The following is a 15,567-nucleotide window of genomic DNA, read 5'->3' as shown; positions in this document are numbered from 1 at the left end:
CATCGACCATTCGGGCTAGGATGAGTGGGGTTGTAATCCTTTCCTGACGATGCTCGACTCTTTGCTAGACAACATCTATGGCGCTTGGTTCCTGCCGGAGCGTACTTTTCGGGCACTGCGGGAACAACCCGTTCTTTGGCAAGCCTTTGTGGTGGTGGGGTTGGTGAACGGTTTGGATGCCATTCGCCGTACCGGGGCGAATTTGCCGGGAATGATGCTGGCCGTGTTGATGGGGGCTTTGGGCTGGGTTAGCTTGACAGCTTTGTTGCAGCTGCTAGCCTTTTGTTTCGGGCGGTCTGCTCCCTCTTTTGCGGCGCTACTCTGTCTGACAGGGTTTGCCGGTTTGCCCTGGCTTTTGTTGGGGCCAGCTCAATCTTTGGGAGGTGTGGCGGGATCCCTGTTGGGATTAGTAGCTTTGCTGTGGTTTGTGGTTTGGCAGGTGCGGGCGGCGGCGGTAGCCCTTGAGTTGGAATGGTGGCGCTTGGTCGGCCTCATCCCCCTCGCGTTTCTGGGTGGGCTCCTGGCTCTGAGCTGGTTGACCAGCAGCATTGTGGCGCTGGCTTCTCTGGGCTAAGAGTTGGTTTTTATTCTTCTAACCGGGCACCCGCTGTAGGTGGGGTTGTTCTTCCGGCACAATAGCACCCTCTACAGGACAAACCTGTAAACAGATACCGCAGTCAATACAGGTGGCAAACTCGATCCAAAAGTAGTCGGTGCCTTTGGCATTTTTGGTGTCTCCGGGGTGAATGCACGCGACTGGGCAAGCCTCCACGCAATCGGCAATGCCTTCACAGATATCGGTGACGATTGTATGTGGCATGGATCCCTCCCTCTTGCCATTCCAAACCGGTTGCTTTGCTCATCGCTTGCCCATTCTGTATGGCTTGCAGATAGCTCCGTCATTTTAGCTCCTAGACAGGTAGACCGCAGGTCGTTCCTAGCCCCGCGCTGTACCTGTAGCTTGCTGCCCGAAGGGGAAGGTGTTGGCGTAGCCTACCGTAGGCATAGCGTCGGGATGAGAGCCGTGTGACTGAGGTCAAAACTTGGCTCCCGATGAGTGGGATCCCGGAGCAATTCAGGGCTGCTGATTTCAATTCACTGCCTCTTCAATGCGGTGCATCCGCTCTGGCAGCCAACTTAAGATCACCTCTGTTCCTTCCGGGAGCCGCCGCGAGTTGATCCCAGGGTTGGGTTGTAGAGACAAAAGTTTTGCCTCAGTGCCAGAGACACAAACCTGATACCGAATGGAAACCCCCAAATAAGCGGTATCGCAAATCTGCCCCGTCAGGTGGCAATGGCCATCCGGGATCCCGTCCCCAGGCAGGCCAATTTGAACATGTTCCGGTCGCAAAACAAACAAGGCCGCTTCTCCCACACACCGTTCTGCCAGGGATCCCTCGATTAGGTTGGTTTGGCCGATAAAGCTAGCCACAAAGCGGGTGGCCGGTCGTTCGTAGAGTTCCGCCGGGGATCCCAGTTGTTCGAGGCGCCCCCGGTTGAAGACGGCGATGCGATCGCTCATGGTCAGGGCTTCTTCTTGGTCATGGGTGACATACAAAAAGGTGAGGCCAAGGCGATGTTGCAGGGCCTTGAGTTCAAACTGCATTTGCTGGCGCAGCTTCAAATCCAACGCCCCTAGAGGTTCATCCAGCAAGAGCACCTGCGGTTGGCCGACCAGAGCGCGTGCCAAAGCCACTCGCTGCCGTTGCCCTCCTGAGAGTTGACTGGGTTTGCGGGATCCCATCTGGGGCAGTTGCACCAGCTCCAATGCCTCTTGCACGCGTTTTTGCCGTTCCTTAGCAGGGATGCCGCGAATCATCAGGCTATAGCCGACATTCTCTGCCACTGTCATGTGGGGGAAGAGGGCATAGTCCTGAAATACGGTGTTTACGGGCCGTTGGTGGGGGGGTAAACCCGAGACATCCTGGCCGTTCAGCTCAATCCAGCCCTGATCCGGACGCTCAAAGCCCGCGATCATCCGCAAACAGGTGGTTTTGCCCGATCCAGAAGGCCCCAAGAGGGTAAAAAACTCCCCCTGTCGCACCGCCAGATCCACCCCATCGACCGCCCGGATCCCGGAAAAAGTACGGCTGACCTGCACCAAGCGAATCGCCGCAGGGGATCCCTCTTGACTCTCGGCTTGGGTTTCACTAAGGCTGGCATCAGAGGTGAGGGCAGATTCGGCAATCATGTCGGCGAGGGTAGCCAATGAACCTATTATGGGGGATCCCTTCTTAATTCATTGACAGGTCTCAACAAAGCACGAAAAATCCCCCGCTGTTGCAGGGGAAAGAGAGACTCATGGCGAGGAGATAAGCTGCATCCAACAGGGGCAAAGAAGTTTAGTTGCGCACCGAGCCATGCTCACGGGCTTGCTGCACCAGCTCCTGAATGCGAGACCTCATAGAGGAGTTGGCTTCCACAATTGGGCTATCCACAAGCAAACTGGCTCGCAATTCCCGCCGCGAGGAGGGGGCACCGGGCTCAAAGTGGCTGCCACCATTGTCACGAGTTTGACTGGCTTGCCGTTGTAGCGCGCGCACGGTGGGAGTGGCAGCGCTAGTCAGTGTAGCAGAACTACCCATCAGCACAGCTACCGAGAGAAGCGTCAGTGTAATGCGGCGAAGGGGTTTCATACTGGGATCTCCTAAAGAAGAATGGGAACAGAGGTTGCTTTCACGATGCATTCATTAAAACTTTTAGATCTGAGCAAGAATTGAGAACACACTGTGAACAGGCGAAGATTTAGCTGAGGTAATACTGAAAAAACACCTCAACTTTTAGGCAGTGATTAAGCCTCATTTCACCCAGGAATTTTGCAAGTCTAATGCGCAGCCGAAAATAAGGCTTGACTGTTGGTGAGAATCTTTTCAGTAGCTATGGTTCATCGCTTCATTACTTAGTTTCATCACTCATACTATACTCATACTATCGTAAAGTGAAGCATTGTTTCAATCGAGTTTATATCTTTACGGTTCTTGTTTTAGCGAAACAGCTCCTCCCAATCTACCTACAATCTGTTCACCCTCTTGCCATATCAAAGCCTTTTTCTGGGATAGCACCAGTCCCAGCTGCTCCGGATTAAAATCTGCTGGGAAGAGAGTCGTTTGATCATAAATAGCTCCACTCCAAAAGGTTTCTTCTATATGGATATCTCGTAAGTCAGCTCCAATTAAATTGGCTCCCCGTAAGTCTGTCTGTCGCAGATCGGCTCCCTTTAAACGTGCTCTTTCCAGATTAGCCCCCTGAAAAATGCTCCTCTGCAAGTTGGCAGATTCCAAATAGGCCCCGCGCAAGTTGGAGCCAGGAAAGTAAGATCCATATAGATTAGCCAACGACAAATCAATCCCTTCTAGATCAGATCCTCCAACATATGCACCCGACAGGTTGGCTTTTTGGGCATAGGCAAAGGTGAGAATCGCATTTTGCAGCTCAGCACCCGTCAGATTGGTTTCAATTAATAAGGCTTGAGAAAGGTCAGATCGGTTCAGGAGGGCAAGACTGAGATTGGCCCAACTTAAATTAGCCCCTTGCAAATTGGATCCCTGCAAATCCAACTCAGAAAGATGAGCTTGCTCTAATTCTGCTTGAGATAGAGAGAGTTGAGGTAGTAGCTCCAGCCGTGACAAGAAAGCCATGAGTGTCCCTCTTTCTTGTCCCTGAACTTCCATTAAAACAGTTAAGATTAAAGCCTGAATGAGTAAAACTTGATCATCGCTAGATTTTTCTTCCAGTATAGTTTCTCGCAGTTGCACAAGAGAAAATCGTAGCCAAGCTTGACGCTCAACGTAAGACTGCTTTCCTTGATCATATTGAACCAAAGCCAATACGATCAAACCAAGGGTTAGACTGGGCAAACTCATCTTTAGCAACCGTGAAAAGAGTTGGATAATAGTCCGATTCCAGGCTTTACCTTTTTGAAGGATCATTTTCATGGCTTTGGCTTTGCTTGCAATTTGTGAATTAATCGAATCCATATTCCCTGACCACCTGTGTCCTGCAACCCAACAAAATAAACCTCAGATGCAAGAAACACCTGAGGCAAGAGAGCTTGACAAAAAGAAAAGGATGCGTGGCTAGGCTTTAGGTAGAACGGCCTCTCGCGGGAGATAAAATCCGAGCTGCACCGACAGGCACTGCTGAATCCCCGGTTTCAGGAGTCATTGCAGAAATAAAATAGAAGGTGGAATTACCATCTTGGACAAAACTAATACCTTCAATGTTGACCACAAGCTGTTCACCCGGTTTAGCAGGCTCTTTCAGCGAGATGCTGATTTTAGTCGGCTCGATGGTGACATCTGTGGGCACAACTTCACCCATAGCTGTCCGAACAACAACAGCTCTAGCCTCCTGTAAGTTAAAGCACTGAATGGTTAGTCCAGTAACTTCCACTTCCGCAATGCCAACCTCGATGATGTGATCCCGTGCTAACCCGCCTGAAACATAGGAACGAGCCACAAAAGGACCTCGCGGATCGATATTGCGATTTAGAAACTGAGCTTGAGCGTGTGTCGCAAGAATGAGAACAGATGTGCCAGCCAGGACAAAGGTTGACACAATATTAAGAACGGAGCGTTTCACATTAACCTCTGTGAAGGGATAGAACGCCACATCTTGATGTTGAACAGTCTAGATTTGTCCAGCGACAAGACGAAGCAAGGGAACCTTGAGGGCTTGAGGTTGCTTCTCTTTCCTCATGGTTTGAGTAAAAGCTCCTAGACTGAGAAAGTGTTGAGTGAAAACTGTGGAGAGATGAAGAGTTTGCTGAAGCAGCGCTGAAGAATACCCTCAACTTTTGGGTAGTCCCCCGAGTGTTGATGAGTGGATCCCTGATTCAATCAATATTCTGCCTCAATTGACATCTGCTATATCAGATAACGCTGGAAAAGGCTGTAATCTGAAATCTTTTTCAGACAAGGAATTAGCCCCCATGAGCTGTAGTACGTAGCACTGGAAAAAGCTGTAGTTGACTATGGTTTTAGAGGCTTGTTTTCTGCCATATCCCACTGCGCCAACGGCTCACCATCAGGGATCCCAACCCAGCCACATAAATCAGGGTTGCTAGCCATCCCCCCACAGCCCCCCACCCTAATCCTGGTAAAAAGGGGAGCCAACCTTGACCGGATGGGAAAATCATCATCTGAGACAGCGGTAAGAACACCAGCCAGCTCATTCCGAGCATAATCATCATCGGTACCCGCACATCCCCCGCCCCCCGCAGGGATCCTAGGGCTGCGAAGTTGATGCCATCAAACAAGAAAGAAACGCCAATAATCTTCAAAAGCAGTCCGCCCAAGCGGATAATGCTTGCGGCATTGGCATCAACCTCACTCACAAACAGGCCGATCAAGGGTTGGCCCAGCAGAGCCAGTGTGCCGCCGATCACCGCCATATAACCTAAGGCCCATCCCATCACCGCATTGCCTAGACGCTTGGCCCAGGCAAGTTGCCCTGAGCCGATCGCTTGACCCACCAACACGGTGGCAGATTGCTCTAAGCCAATGGCTGGCAAATAGGCAAAGCGAGACAACATCAGACAAATATGGGCAGTTGCCCCCTCCACAGCTCCTACCTGTCCGATCATCAACTGAAATAGGGTGAAAGAACTCATGTCCGCCAAAGAGTAGATCCAGATCGGCAGACCCAATTTCAGCAACGGACGAACGCGCCACGTCGCCGCCAAGGGGGCCCAACCCAGGTGCCAGCTGTGTCGGCTGGCATAGCCCCGATGAATCCAACCGGAGAGAAACACTAGCAGGTACAGGCTTAGCTCCACATACTCCGAGAGGATCGTGCCCCAAGCGGCCCCACCAATCCCCCAGCCAAAGCCAAAAATGAACAGGGCATTCAGCACCCCATTCAACAACACACTACAGCCGCTCACACAGAGGGTGACCCAGGTGCGACCAATACCGTTAAAAAATCCCGACAGGGAAAAGGTTCCCAACAGGGCGGATCCCCCCCAAACTCGGATCTGCCAATAGGCACTGGCTTGTTCAGAGACACCCTCCGGCAGAGGCAACCCCGCGTAGAGAAGGCTCCCTAACATTGAAAGCAGCCCACACAACGGGAATAAGGCCAACCCTACCCCCACCCCCGACCAAGCATGGCCAGAGGCCCCCTTTGGATCCCCAGCCGCATAGGTTTGGGCCACCAGGGTTTGTACCGCCCGTCCCAGATTGATGAAAGGCCCAAGGGCAACAAGAGTGGGCAGCCAGGCCGCATTCATCCCCGCCAAGGCTTGGCTTGAGATCTGGCCGATAAACCAGGTATCCGTTATCCCCATCAGGGCTTGAATACTGGCACTCAGAATTAGAGGGATCGCTAACCCAACCACGGCCCGATGATCCACCTGGGGGATCCCTTTTTCATCCAGCCGTTGTGCAACCACAACCATGTTGTCCTACTCACCTGCGCGACTTTAACCTTGCCCAGGCAGACTGCATGTTACATATGTAATACAAGCTTGGTCAAGGATGAAGACCACAGACTTAGGGTTCCCGCACTTCTTCCCAGGGGCTAGAGCCCTTTACACCAAGGGCACGCTAGCGCGTTCGCCTGTAACGGCTCATAGGGCAACGCTAGTCACCTCGAACCGGGGTGGTCTCGCTACGCGAGGTGCGTAGTACCCTCACTAGAGCGCCTCCAAAATCAGTTGGGGATACAAGCATTGTTGTCACAAACCCGCAAAAGAAGAGCTGTATCAGAGCTGATTGGGGATCCCGTTCCTTTGTTAATTTCCCTGTTTAGCCTGTTCACAAAGACTACTGTTAGGATGCAAGAATTCTGCCCTGCTGACGCGAACAGTGCTGTGCTGAGGGATGCGGCTAAGTGACCAAACTGGAGTCTACCTATTTCCCGGTGCAGATCATCGGGGCTGGCCCTGGGGATCCGGAGCTGATTACTCTGCGGGGACAACGGCTGCTGTCAGAGGCGGATGTCGTCTTCTACGCGGGATCCCTGGTGCCGGAGGGTCTGTTGTGCCATTGTCGCCCCGAGGTGGAAGCTATCGATACGCGCTCCCTGACTTTGGAAACTCTGTTGCCCGAGATCACGGGTCGCGTACAGGCAGGACAGCGGGTGGTGCGCTTGCAGGATGGGGATCCCGCCCTTTATGGCGCCTTGCACGAATTGCTGCTGGGTCTGGGGGAGGCCGGGATCCCGTTTGAGATCGTGCCTGGAGTTAGTGCTTTTCAGTTGGCAGCCGCCCGTTTGCAAGTAGAACTGACCATCCCCGACTTGGTGCAGACGATCATCCTCACCCGCGCCAGTGGTCGTACCCAGGTACCTACCCCAGAAGCCTTGGCCAGTTTGGCGGCCCATCGCGCCTCATTGTGTCTCTACCTCAGTGCTCGCCATGTGGAACAAGCCCAAGCAGACCTATTGATGCACTACCCTGCCGATACTCCCGTTGCCGTCTGTTACCGTCTCGGTTGGCCAGAAGAACGCATTTGGCTGGGATCTTTGACAGAGATGGCCCGCCTCACTCGGCAAGCCCGCCTGGAGCGCACCGTTCTTTATCTGATTAGTCCAGCTTTACAGGGATCCCTGTCAGCCCGATCGCGGCTGTACAGTCCCGACTACGCCCATCTATTCCGGCCCAAAGCTCGAGGATGACAGCCCGCTCCTGTTACAGGCTTTTTCAGTATATTGACGGACGTTGGACTGACTGAGCACAATGAGGCATCCGACTCTAGGACAATTGGCCCTTGGGCTGGGTCTCTGATGTTGTAGAAATTCTCCGGATGCCTGGATGCTAATGGCTTGTTGAAATTCTTATTAAAGTTTCTTGATTATGGCAACCCAACCTGGCACTCGTAGCGTTGAAGCTCTTACGAAGTCTTTGCAAAAAGCATTGGCGCCGTTACCGAGCCGTTCGGTGCTCAAACAGGATGTCCTCTACTTCATGGTGGAGTTCCCAGAAGAGGCGCTGTTTAACCGCTCCATGGTGTTACACCGGGTAGCCAGCCAGTTGGGAGGCCTGCCTATCCAGGGGGTGAGCCAGTTGGTGGTCTATGGCCGACTGAAGGGGGAAGCACAGCCGAAATGGAAGAAAGTCTTTTATCTGGCTTCGGGTGAGAGCAGTGCCGATGCCACCCAGATTGTGTTGCCGGGCACCAAGATCTCGGAGATCAAAATCCTAGAAGCCCAGAAGCCGGCGGTGGATCCCGACAGCAACCCCGATTTTCGCCGTGTCAAAACCCTAGAGGCACCGGTTCCCAAAACCCATAAAGAACGACGGAGCGAGGCCGCCCCTATCCCTAGCCCAACCCCTAACCCTCCAGTTGCCGTTGCGGTGACCCCCTCTCCAGCTCAGATCCCCACCCCCCAGCCTACCCCGCGTCCGGCAGCACCTACTCCAAAACCCCCTACTTCCGATGTTGACCTGTCTGCTCTCCGACAACTCCTCCAGAAACCCAACATGCGCCCGATTTTGGGAGGAGTGCTGGCACTTTTGCTGCTAGTAGGGGGCGGCTTAGTGGTTCGCTCCCTTGGAGCACCAGATGCACGGTCTCGCGCCGGATCCCTGGGGCTAGGGATCCCGTTGTTGCTCCTGGCCGCGGGTGGGGGCTGGCTGGGCTGGAAAAACCTGCGCTCCGACACCCATACCTCCAGGGCTTCATCAGAAACGGGAGGACAAGATTTTTTTGCGGAAGGGCTGTCGTTTCTGCAAGCCCAACAAATTCCTGAGGCGATTGCACAGTTTCAGGAAGCGGTTAAGCGGCAGCCAGACCATGCCCCGGCTCACCTTGAGCTAGCCAAATTGTTGGTAAACACCCAACAGTTGCAGGAAGGATTGAAACACTTTCAACGGGCAAAACGACTCAATCCCAAACTCAAGGACATTGATACCCATCTTGTGGAGACGATGAAAGCACTGGCCAAGCGGTGGTTGTCCCAACATCAGCCTGATGAAGTATTGGCTCATCTACCGGAAGCCCTGGCCCTCACCAAGGGATCCGCCCAAGCGGAAATTTTCAGCCTCATCGGTCAGGCCTGGGCTAACAAACGGGATTGGGCACAAGCTCTGGCCCAACAACAAACCGCTCTCGGGTTGGATCCCCACTCTAGCGAGGCCCACATCCGCATCGCCCAGGTTCGCATCGGGCTAGGACAATGGGATGAAGCCATCGATTCCTGCTGGGCAGCTTTGGAACTGAATGATCGATTGGGGGAAGCTCACTATGTTATGGGGCAAGCCCTCCTACGCAAAGGTCAGCTCAAGGCGGCAATAGCCGCGTTCCGCACCGCTCTCAACCTGGATCTCACCCCTGCGATGGCCGCCCAGGTGCAGGTAGATCTGGGATTGGCATTGGTCCTAGCTGGACATCTGGCCCAAGCCAGTCAAGAGTTTAGCCAAGTGATCTTGGCGGACAGTCAGCAGGGGCGCGCCTACTACGGACTAGGCCTGGTTTTGGCCGCACAAGAACAGTACACCGAAGCCGTAAAAAACTATCGCCGGGCGCTGGAGCTAGACCCCACCCTGCATGAAGCGACTGCGGCAATCGGTTTGGCCTATTTGGGGCACAAGCAACGGGATGTCTCTGGGCGCAAGTTTGTCCGGCCCCAGCAGGTGTTGGAGGCGATGCAACAGTTTGAGCAGGCTCTTAAGCAGGATCCCAATCTCTCAGAGGCCCACTTTGGCATGGGGGAGGTGCTGCGCATCAAGAGCGACCTGGATTCGGCAGAGGCTAGTTATCAACAGGCCATTCGCGGCAATGGTAGCTATGGCCTGGCCCACTATCGGCTTGGCTCGGTTTTTGCCCGCAAAGGCAAGCTTGAGCAAGCAATCGAACAATTTCGCCTAGCTCTGGAAATTTATCCCAACTTCCCCGAGGCCAAGGGAAGTCTGCAACGGCTCCTCTCCAAGCAATCCGAAGAAGTGCATACCGACCTACTGCCCCTCTAAAGTCGAGATTTCAGCCAGTACCTAACCGAGATCTAGGTGCTGGCTAGGGTAGCCCCAGCTTGTCCAGGATGGGAGAGAGTTATTTCCCTTTTTTGCCCTTTTTATTGGGTTTGGTTTCGCTGGGGATAGCCTCCGGCTCTGGAGCTGCACCCTCTTCTTCTGAGAGTTCTGAGAGAGGTTCTGGCTCCGCGTCCGAAGAGGATGCTGGATCAGATGCTGAGTTGACTTCCTCTGGTGCCTCTGGGCTATCCTCAACCGGCGCTGAGGAGTCCTCTGCTTGATCGGCATCAAGGGCAGTGGCTTCTGGAGAGACTGCCTCCTCTACCTCTGTCCCATCTACTGCCGTGGTTTCCTCTGTGGTTTCTGGTGCTATTTCTGGTTCATCGGCCCCAAACTCTGCTTCGGGCACTGGTGGGGTGTCTGATTGTGGGGTGTCTGACGAGGTGCCTGATGCAACACTGTCTTCAACAGATGTGGAGAAGAGAGGAGCTTCGGTAGGGTTACCCTCACTATCTACCCAGTTGACAGTGGTTTGGGATTTTAACCAGGCAATGGTTTTGTTGGTGAGCAATTCCTCATGAACCGCCCGCCGTACCCGTTCCGGATCCAGGCGGGTGCCCTGCTTGGCATAGGCGGACATCACCTCTTGCGCTTCTACCGCCAATTCAGTCGAGCCGACGGCAATTTGCTCCTGCCGGATAATACTGCCCAGGGCCAGGGTGCGCCGCAGCCGATCGATAGCTTCTGGACGGTAGCGATCCATCAAACTGTTCAAGGTTTCGGGGGGCAACTGCGACAAAAACTTGCGAATGTCTCCCACCTGCATCCCTTGCTGCTGCAGGGTATTGAGGCTTTGGGCCAACAGTTGTGTGGTTTCCTGTTGCACCAGGGTATCGGGCAATTCCACCTCGGTGGTTGCCAGAATGGCGTTGAGGATGGCGGTTTCTAAGTTGTTCTCTGATTGGGTGAGGGCATCCTGTTCTAGGCGCTTTTGCAGATGTTCCCGCAGTTCGGCCACGGTTTGGAAGCTGCTGATCTCCTGCACAAAGGCATCGTCTAGCTCGGGCAGCTCTTTGGTTTTGAGCTCGTTGAGGCTGACGGTAAAAATCGCCGTTTTCCCGGCTAACTCTTCTTTGAAGTAGTCCTCGGGGAAGGTGGCCTCAATTTCCTTGGTTTCGTCTAGCTCCATGCCAACTATGCCCGCCACAAAACCGGGAATAAAGTTGTCTTCTTTGAGCTCCAACTGGAAATCTTGGGTGGCGATCTCGTCTAGGGGATTGCCTTCTGTATCGCGGGCCTTAAAGTCAATCATCACCACATCTCCCAACTGGGCGGGCCGATCTTCTACCGGCAAGAGAGTGGCCCGTTGATCTCGCCAACGATCGATGGCTTCATCAATTTGCTCCGGTTTGGCCTCTGCACGGGTGACAGTGACCGTCAGACCTTTGTATTGGCCAACGCTGGCTTCGGGATACACCTCGACATATCCCGAGAAGCTGAACTCTGCTTCGGGGTTGAACTGGGCCAAGAGATCCCCGACCCCATCATCCAGCTCAAATTGGCTGAGAGGGTTGAGTTTAGTCTCTTTGAAGGCCTGCTTAATAGCATCGTTGATCAGGTCATCAACGGCACTAGCCATGACGCGCTCGCGGCCCACTTGGCGCATGACGATGTTGCGGGGGGCTTTGCCCTTACGAAACCCTTGAATTTGGATGTTCTGCACCAGTTGACGCAGGGTTTTTTCGTAGGAGCGCTTTACCTGGTCGGCTTCTACCACAATCTTGAGGCCAACCCGGCTGCCAGGGCGTTTTTCTTGTGTGACCTGCATAGGGACGTTATTCACTGAGTAAGATGTGCGGACGGAGGTTCAATAATACCTCAATAGTCCGTAGGCCATCCTAACCCACACCCATGCCTTTCTTGGGGATATCCCATCAAGCTGGGGATCCCTCGCTGGCTACTTCCGCGACTTCCTGGATCTCCTCCTGCGGCTCGGCCCGTTTGCTAGGGGGCAGTTGCTTCACTTTTCCCTCCAGCTCCACCACCATTTCCTTCAGTTCTGTGATGGCGACTTCTTTCTCCTGCAGTTGCCGATTTTTCTCGCGGGCCTCAATGGTAAATTGCACCCGCATCCAGAGGCTGTAGAGCCAAGCCAGGGCGGCCCCAATGCCAGAGGCAGCCAGCAGTTCCATGACCAGAGGGCTTTCGATGCTGACGCCAGGGGCAAAAGTGACCGTGACGGGGGTGGCATTTTGCATGGCGAAGAGGGCAATGGCCAGGAGGGCCGTAAACAAGATCAAATAGTTGAACAGTCGCATCGCTTTTCTCCTCGGAGGGATCCACTACGGCTTGCCAGCACCAGAATACCCATAAACTCAGGCCAGTTTGTCGGGAAAAATCTTCTCAGAAAAACCAGCCGTAGCTATGTAAGCCTTTGCCCAACAGGTTCACCCCCAGGTAACATACCCAAACCACCACAAACCCAAAGCTGGCCAACAGGGCGGGGCGTCTGCCTTGCCAACCCTTGGTGATGCGGGCGTGTAGATAGGCGGCAAACACCAACCAGGTGATCAAGGCCCAGGTTTCTTTCGGATCCCAGCTCCAGTAGGTGCCCCAGGCTTCGTTGGCCCAAACGGCCCCGGCGATGATGCCGATGGTGAGCAACGGGAACCCCAAGCCGATCAGCCGATAGCTGATGTTGTCCAAAATTTCTGCCAGGGTCAGGCGCTGCAACGGGATCCCCGCTGGTTCAAGGGGTGGGGTGGGTTCGCCCAAAGAGGATGTGGCGGAGCTAGAGGAGGGGATCCCGGCAGTGGCATAAGCCAACTCTGAGATAGGGGCTGGGGTGGGATCCTCCGCCCATTCTGGATGGGTTGAGCGCTGGGGAGCACGAAATTGTAGGCCGAGGGAATTGCCCTTCAGTTGCACCGCTTGCCCACGGGTAACGATTAAAAAGCTAACCGAGAGCAGGGATCCCACCAAAAGAGCAGCGTAGCTGAGCAACATCACTGTTACATGCATCATCAACCAGTTGGATTGCAGAGCCGGTACCAGCGGTTGAGCCACTTGCATATCCTCCGGCAACACCAAAGCAGCAAAAGCAACAATCCCCGTCACGACTGGAGTCGTCATCACCCCGACCCAGCGGCTACGGCTCCAGTAGAGCGCCACCAGATGCAGTGTGGTGATCCCCCAAGCCAGGAAAAACAAAGATTCGTAGAGGTTACTCAAGGGGAAGTAGCCCGCATCGATCCAACGAGCCACCAGCAGAGCTGCGATGGTCAGATTAATCCCGATCATCCCTGCCAAGCCCAGTTCTCCCAAGAGCTTCACCTGGGGAAAAGCTGCCCCGGCCCAGTAAAGCAACATCGCCCCCAACCCGATGGCAAATGCCCCATTGTTGAGCAGACTTTGCAACTGGGTGAGATCCATACCCCAAGGGGCTGCGAGCGCCAACACAACCATATACAACCTCAAAAAATTACCCATCCCACATCGGACAAGCCAGTTAATTCCATTCTAGAAGCGCAGAAGGGATCCTCCCCAAAGGACACATGCTGGTAATGTGGGGATGGCTTGCCTTGGGATGTGAGGCTCATGCAAGAACACACTGGAAACGCCAGGACAAAGAACTCTGTTTCGCTGATGGGAAGGGGTTTGAAGTGGTGGTTGTGTCTCTTAGCCGCCCTCGTTTTGGTGTCCTGTGGGGGCTCTCCCCCTGAGCCGGAAGAACGGCTACCCCAGCTAGAACGTGTCCCTGTACCGACCGAGATTGCCAAGCTAGAAGCCTACCTCGAATATTGTCATCCGCAGGTGCAGATCCTCAGCCCAAAGCCGGGAGAAGTGCTGTCCGAAAGTCAGGTCACGGTGCGCTTTGCTGTTCAGGGCTACCCGTTGTTTAAAGATCCCCAGTTAGGCCTCGGCCCCCATCTCCACGTGGTATTAGATAATCAGCCCTATCTGGCCTATTACGATCTCGGCACACCTCTCATGTTTAAGGATCTAGAGCCGGGATCCCACACTCTGCGAGTATTTGCTGGCAAGCCCTGGCACGAAAGCTTCAAGAATTCTGAAGCCTACGCCCAGGTTAGCTTTCATGTGCTGGCCCCAACCCCAGAATATGTGCCTCAACCGCAGCTGCCCCTGCTCACCTACAACCGACCCAAAGGAAACTACGGAGCCGAGCCAATCCTGGTGGATTTTTGGCTGGCTAATGCCCCAGTGCGGGAAAGTTTACTCAGTGATCTGCCACGGGATTGGCGGGTGCGCTACACCTTGAATGGGCAATCAGGCTTGCTGGATCGCTGGGAGTCTTTTTATTTGAAAGGCTTTAAGCCCGGTCGCAATGTGATGGTGGTGGAACTGGTGGACGGCAAAGGGGATCCCATCCGCAACGTGTTCAACAGCGCCGCCCGCGAGATTACCTACACTCCCGGTGGTCAAGACACCCTCTCCCAGCTGATTCGGGGAGAATTGCGCGCCGAAGATGCTCTGGGAATAGTGCAGCCCAAGCCCACAGCCACTCCTACCCCCATCCCAACGGCGGCTCCCAGTCCCACAGCCACTCCCACCGCTAGTCCCACTCCGGAGTCGACCCCGGAACCCAGTCCCACCCCGGAGTCGACCCCGGAACCCAGTCCCACCCCAACCCCCACACCCGAACCCACTGCCACACCCACCGCTAGTCCCACTCCGGAGTCGACCCCGGAACCCAGTCCTACCCCAACCCCAGCCCCGCGTCAGCAGCCCCGGTTCCAACTGGGTCGGCCCCGCCCTACTCCGGAACAGATCCCGACGGAGCTATCCACTCCCGTCCCGCCCCCACCACCTGTAGTGGCTACCCCCGAGCCTACTCCCACCCCACCTCCAACTCCCGCACCTGTTCCGACGCCCTCTCAAGCCCCAGCGACCCCGCTGCCGCGAGTGACTCCCGTACCCCTAGAAGCGCGGCGACCCGTTAAGCAGCAGGGATTGCGGCTCTTGCCCCCTGGCTTCCATAGCCCAGCAGATGACCTCTAGGAGCCGCTAGGCACGAAGATTAACACTACAGGTAGTGCCTCAATCAAATATTGGCGCTAGGTTTAGGAGCATCCAGAATGATGGGTTCTATAGGGATCCCATTTTTGTGCTTTGGGGTGCCGACAGGAACTACAGCTCGAGCTCAGCTGGACTAAAATCACTCTCGGGGATCCCTGTATCTCTTATGGTGCAAGGCTTTTGAATTTTTCAATGACTAATCTCCGACAGAAGATTTTATATAAATCAGGATTTTGAATACCCATCAAAAAACAAAAATACAAAATTTTCATCGGAAAAAATTCTTAACTTAAGATTAATTTTTTCAGTTCTTAAGAAGATAAAAACTAAATCTTTTGGTAATAGCTTTAATTCTTGAGTCTTCTCTCTTTAGTGTAACAAGGCTGTAAAAACTTACTACAGACGCTAGGGGTAGTAGGCAAGAATCTTTGATTCAATATATTTAGTGAGCCAGATCCTGGATACAAATCCAGTTTTTAGGGTCAAAACCTTTACGAAAAGCCTTATCTGTTGGTATGAATAAGATGCTGTTTGCCGAAAGGTCAACTTCGCTAGAGGGAAGAGGGCCTGGTGCAGCGGGGGGAGTAGATGTCCTGACAGGGCGTGAATTTATGGTGTGG

The 15,567-nt window shown here is 54.1% G+C and carries 13 protein-coding genes; 4 read left to right on the top strand and 9 right to left on the bottom strand.

The annotated features are described in order from the left end of the window. Positions 1 to 49 precede the first annotated feature (49 nt). Positions 50 to 574, top strand: coding sequence for a YIP1 family protein (locus tag L1047_RS08895; protein ID WP_235278506.1), 525 nt, complete (start codon positions 50 to 52; stop codon positions 572 to 574). A gap of 18 nt (positions 575 to 592) precedes the next feature. Here L1047_RS08895 and L1047_RS08890 read toward each other — a convergent pair whose 3' ends face one another. The 6 genes from L1047_RS08890 to L1047_RS08865 form a co-directional block, all read right to left on the bottom strand. Continuing rightward, on the bottom strand, positions 593 to 820 hold the full coding sequence (locus L1047_RS08890) for an indolepyruvate ferredoxin oxidoreductase subunit alpha (RefSeq protein ID WP_235278505.1): 228 nt from the start codon (positions 818 to 820) through the stop codon (positions 593 to 595). Positions 821 to 1,090: 270 nt separating this feature from the next. Then, positions 1,091 to 2,191: an ABC transporter ATP-binding protein gene (locus L1047_RS08885; RefSeq protein ID WP_235278504.1), complete on the bottom strand. Its 1,101-nt coding sequence runs from the start codon at positions 2,189 to 2,191 to the stop codon at positions 1,091 to 1,093. A gap of 151 nt (positions 2,192 to 2,342) precedes the next feature. Then, positions 2,343 to 2,636: a hypothetical protein gene (locus L1047_RS08880; protein ID WP_235278503.1), complete on the bottom strand. Its 294-nt coding sequence runs from the start codon at positions 2,634 to 2,636 to the stop codon at positions 2,343 to 2,345. 333 nt (positions 2,637 to 2,969) lie between these two features. Then, entirely contained in the window at positions 2,970 to 3,977 is a 1,008-nt protein-coding gene (locus L1047_RS08875; protein ID WP_235278502.1) for a pentapeptide repeat-containing protein, read from the bottom strand. Positions 3,978 to 4,083: 106 nt separating this feature from the next. Continuing rightward, a complete protein-coding gene (locus tag L1047_RS08870; RefSeq protein ID WP_235278501.1) occupies positions 4,084 to 4,581 on the bottom strand; it encodes a hypothetical protein in 498 nt (165 codons plus the stop codon). A 397-nt stretch (positions 4,582 to 4,978) separates the two neighbouring features. Continuing rightward, positions 4,979 to 6,397, bottom strand: coding sequence for an MATE family efflux transporter (locus L1047_RS08865; RefSeq protein ID WP_235278500.1), 1,419 nt, complete (start codon positions 6,395 to 6,397; stop codon positions 4,979 to 4,981). A 434-nt stretch (positions 6,398 to 6,831) separates the two neighbouring features. On the opposite strand from L1047_RS08865, the gene cobM reads away from it, so the two are divergent. Further along, positions 6,832 to 7,617 carry a precorrin-4 C(11)-methyltransferase gene (cobM, locus tag L1047_RS08860; protein WP_235278499.1) on the top strand — a complete coding sequence of 262 codons (786 nt, stop codon included), beginning with the start codon at positions 6,832 to 6,834 and terminating at the stop codon, positions 7,615 to 7,617. 178 nt (positions 7,618 to 7,795) lie between these two features. After that, a complete protein-coding gene (locus L1047_RS08855) occupies positions 7,796 to 9,910 on the top strand; it encodes a tetratricopeptide repeat protein (protein ID WP_235278498.1) in 2,115 nt (704 codons plus the stop codon). A gap of 79 nt (positions 9,911 to 9,989) precedes the next feature. On the opposite strand, the gene tig is transcribed toward L1047_RS08855, so the two are convergent. The 3 genes from tig to ccsB all read right to left on the bottom strand — a co-directional run bounded on the left by tig (position 9,990) and on the right by ccsB (position 13,342). After that, a complete protein-coding gene (tig, locus tag L1047_RS08850) occupies positions 9,990 to 11,738 on the bottom strand; it encodes a trigger factor (RefSeq protein WP_235278497.1) in 1,749 nt (582 codons plus the stop codon). 106 nt (positions 11,739 to 11,844) lie between these two features. Continuing rightward, positions 11,845 to 12,228: a LapA family protein gene (locus L1047_RS08845; RefSeq protein WP_235278496.1), complete on the bottom strand. Its 384-nt coding sequence runs from the start codon at positions 12,226 to 12,228 to the stop codon at positions 11,845 to 11,847. Positions 12,229 to 12,313: 85 nt separating this feature from the next. Continuing rightward, complete coding sequence (gene ccsB / locus L1047_RS08840; RefSeq protein ID WP_235278925.1) at positions 12,314 to 13,342, bottom strand: c-type cytochrome biogenesis protein CcsB; 1,029 nt, start codon at positions 13,340 to 13,342, stop codon at positions 12,314 to 12,316. A gap of 225 nt (positions 13,343 to 13,567) precedes the next feature. On the opposite strand from ccsB, the gene L1047_RS08835 reads away from it, so the two are divergent. Further along, entirely contained in the window at positions 13,568 to 14,929 is a 1,362-nt protein-coding gene (locus tag L1047_RS08835) for a hypothetical protein (RefSeq protein ID WP_235278948.1), read from the top strand. Positions 14,930 to 15,567 lie beyond the last annotated feature (638 nt).

Source organism: Synechococcus sp. Nb3U1 (assembly GCF_021533835.1).
In the GTDB taxonomy this organism is placed as follows: Bacteria; Cyanobacteriota; Cyanobacteriia; order Thermostichales; family Thermostichaceae; genus Thermostichus.
Note: the sequence above shows the minus strand (reverse complement) of the source record. Positions and strands in the feature narration are given on the sequence as shown.

Bases quoted from the DNA above. Each gene is read 5' to 3' on its own strand.
- L1047_RS08890 (WP_235278505.1), bottom strand. From the start codon at position 820: ATGCCACATACAATCGTCACCGATATCTGTGAAGGCATTGCCGATTGC.
- L1047_RS08875 (WP_235278502.1), bottom strand. From the start codon at position 3,977: ATGGATTCGATTAATTCACAAATTGCAAGCAAAGCCAAAGCCATGAAA.
- L1047_RS08845 (WP_235278496.1), bottom strand. From the start codon at position 12,228: ATGCGACTGTTCAACTATTTGATCTTGTTTACGGCCCTCCTGGCCATT.
- L1047_RS08895 (WP_235278506.1), top strand. From the start codon at position 50: ATGCTCGACTCTTTGCTAGACAACATCTATGGCGCTTGGTTCCTGCCG.
- L1047_RS08885 (WP_235278504.1), bottom strand. From the start codon at position 2,191: ATGATTGCCGAATCTGCCCTCACCTCTGATGCCAGCCTTAGTGAAACC.
- tig (WP_235278497.1), bottom strand. From the start codon at position 11,738: ATGCAGGTCACACAAGAAAAACGCCCTGGCAGCCGGGTTGGCCTCAAG.
- L1047_RS08865 (WP_235278500.1), bottom strand. From the start codon at position 6,397: ATGGTTGTGGTTGCACAACGGCTGGATGAAAAAGGGATCCCCCAGGTG.
- L1047_RS08880 (WP_235278503.1), bottom strand. From the start codon at position 2,636: ATGAAACCCCTTCGCCGCATTACACTGACGCTTCTCTCGGTAGCTGTG.
- L1047_RS08855 (WP_235278498.1), top strand. From the start codon at position 7,796: ATGGCAACCCAACCTGGCACTCGTAGCGTTGAAGCTCTTACGAAGTCT.
- ccsB (WP_235278925.1), bottom strand. From the start codon at position 13,342: ATGGATCTCACCCAGTTGCAAAGTCTGCTCAACAATGGGGCATTTGCC.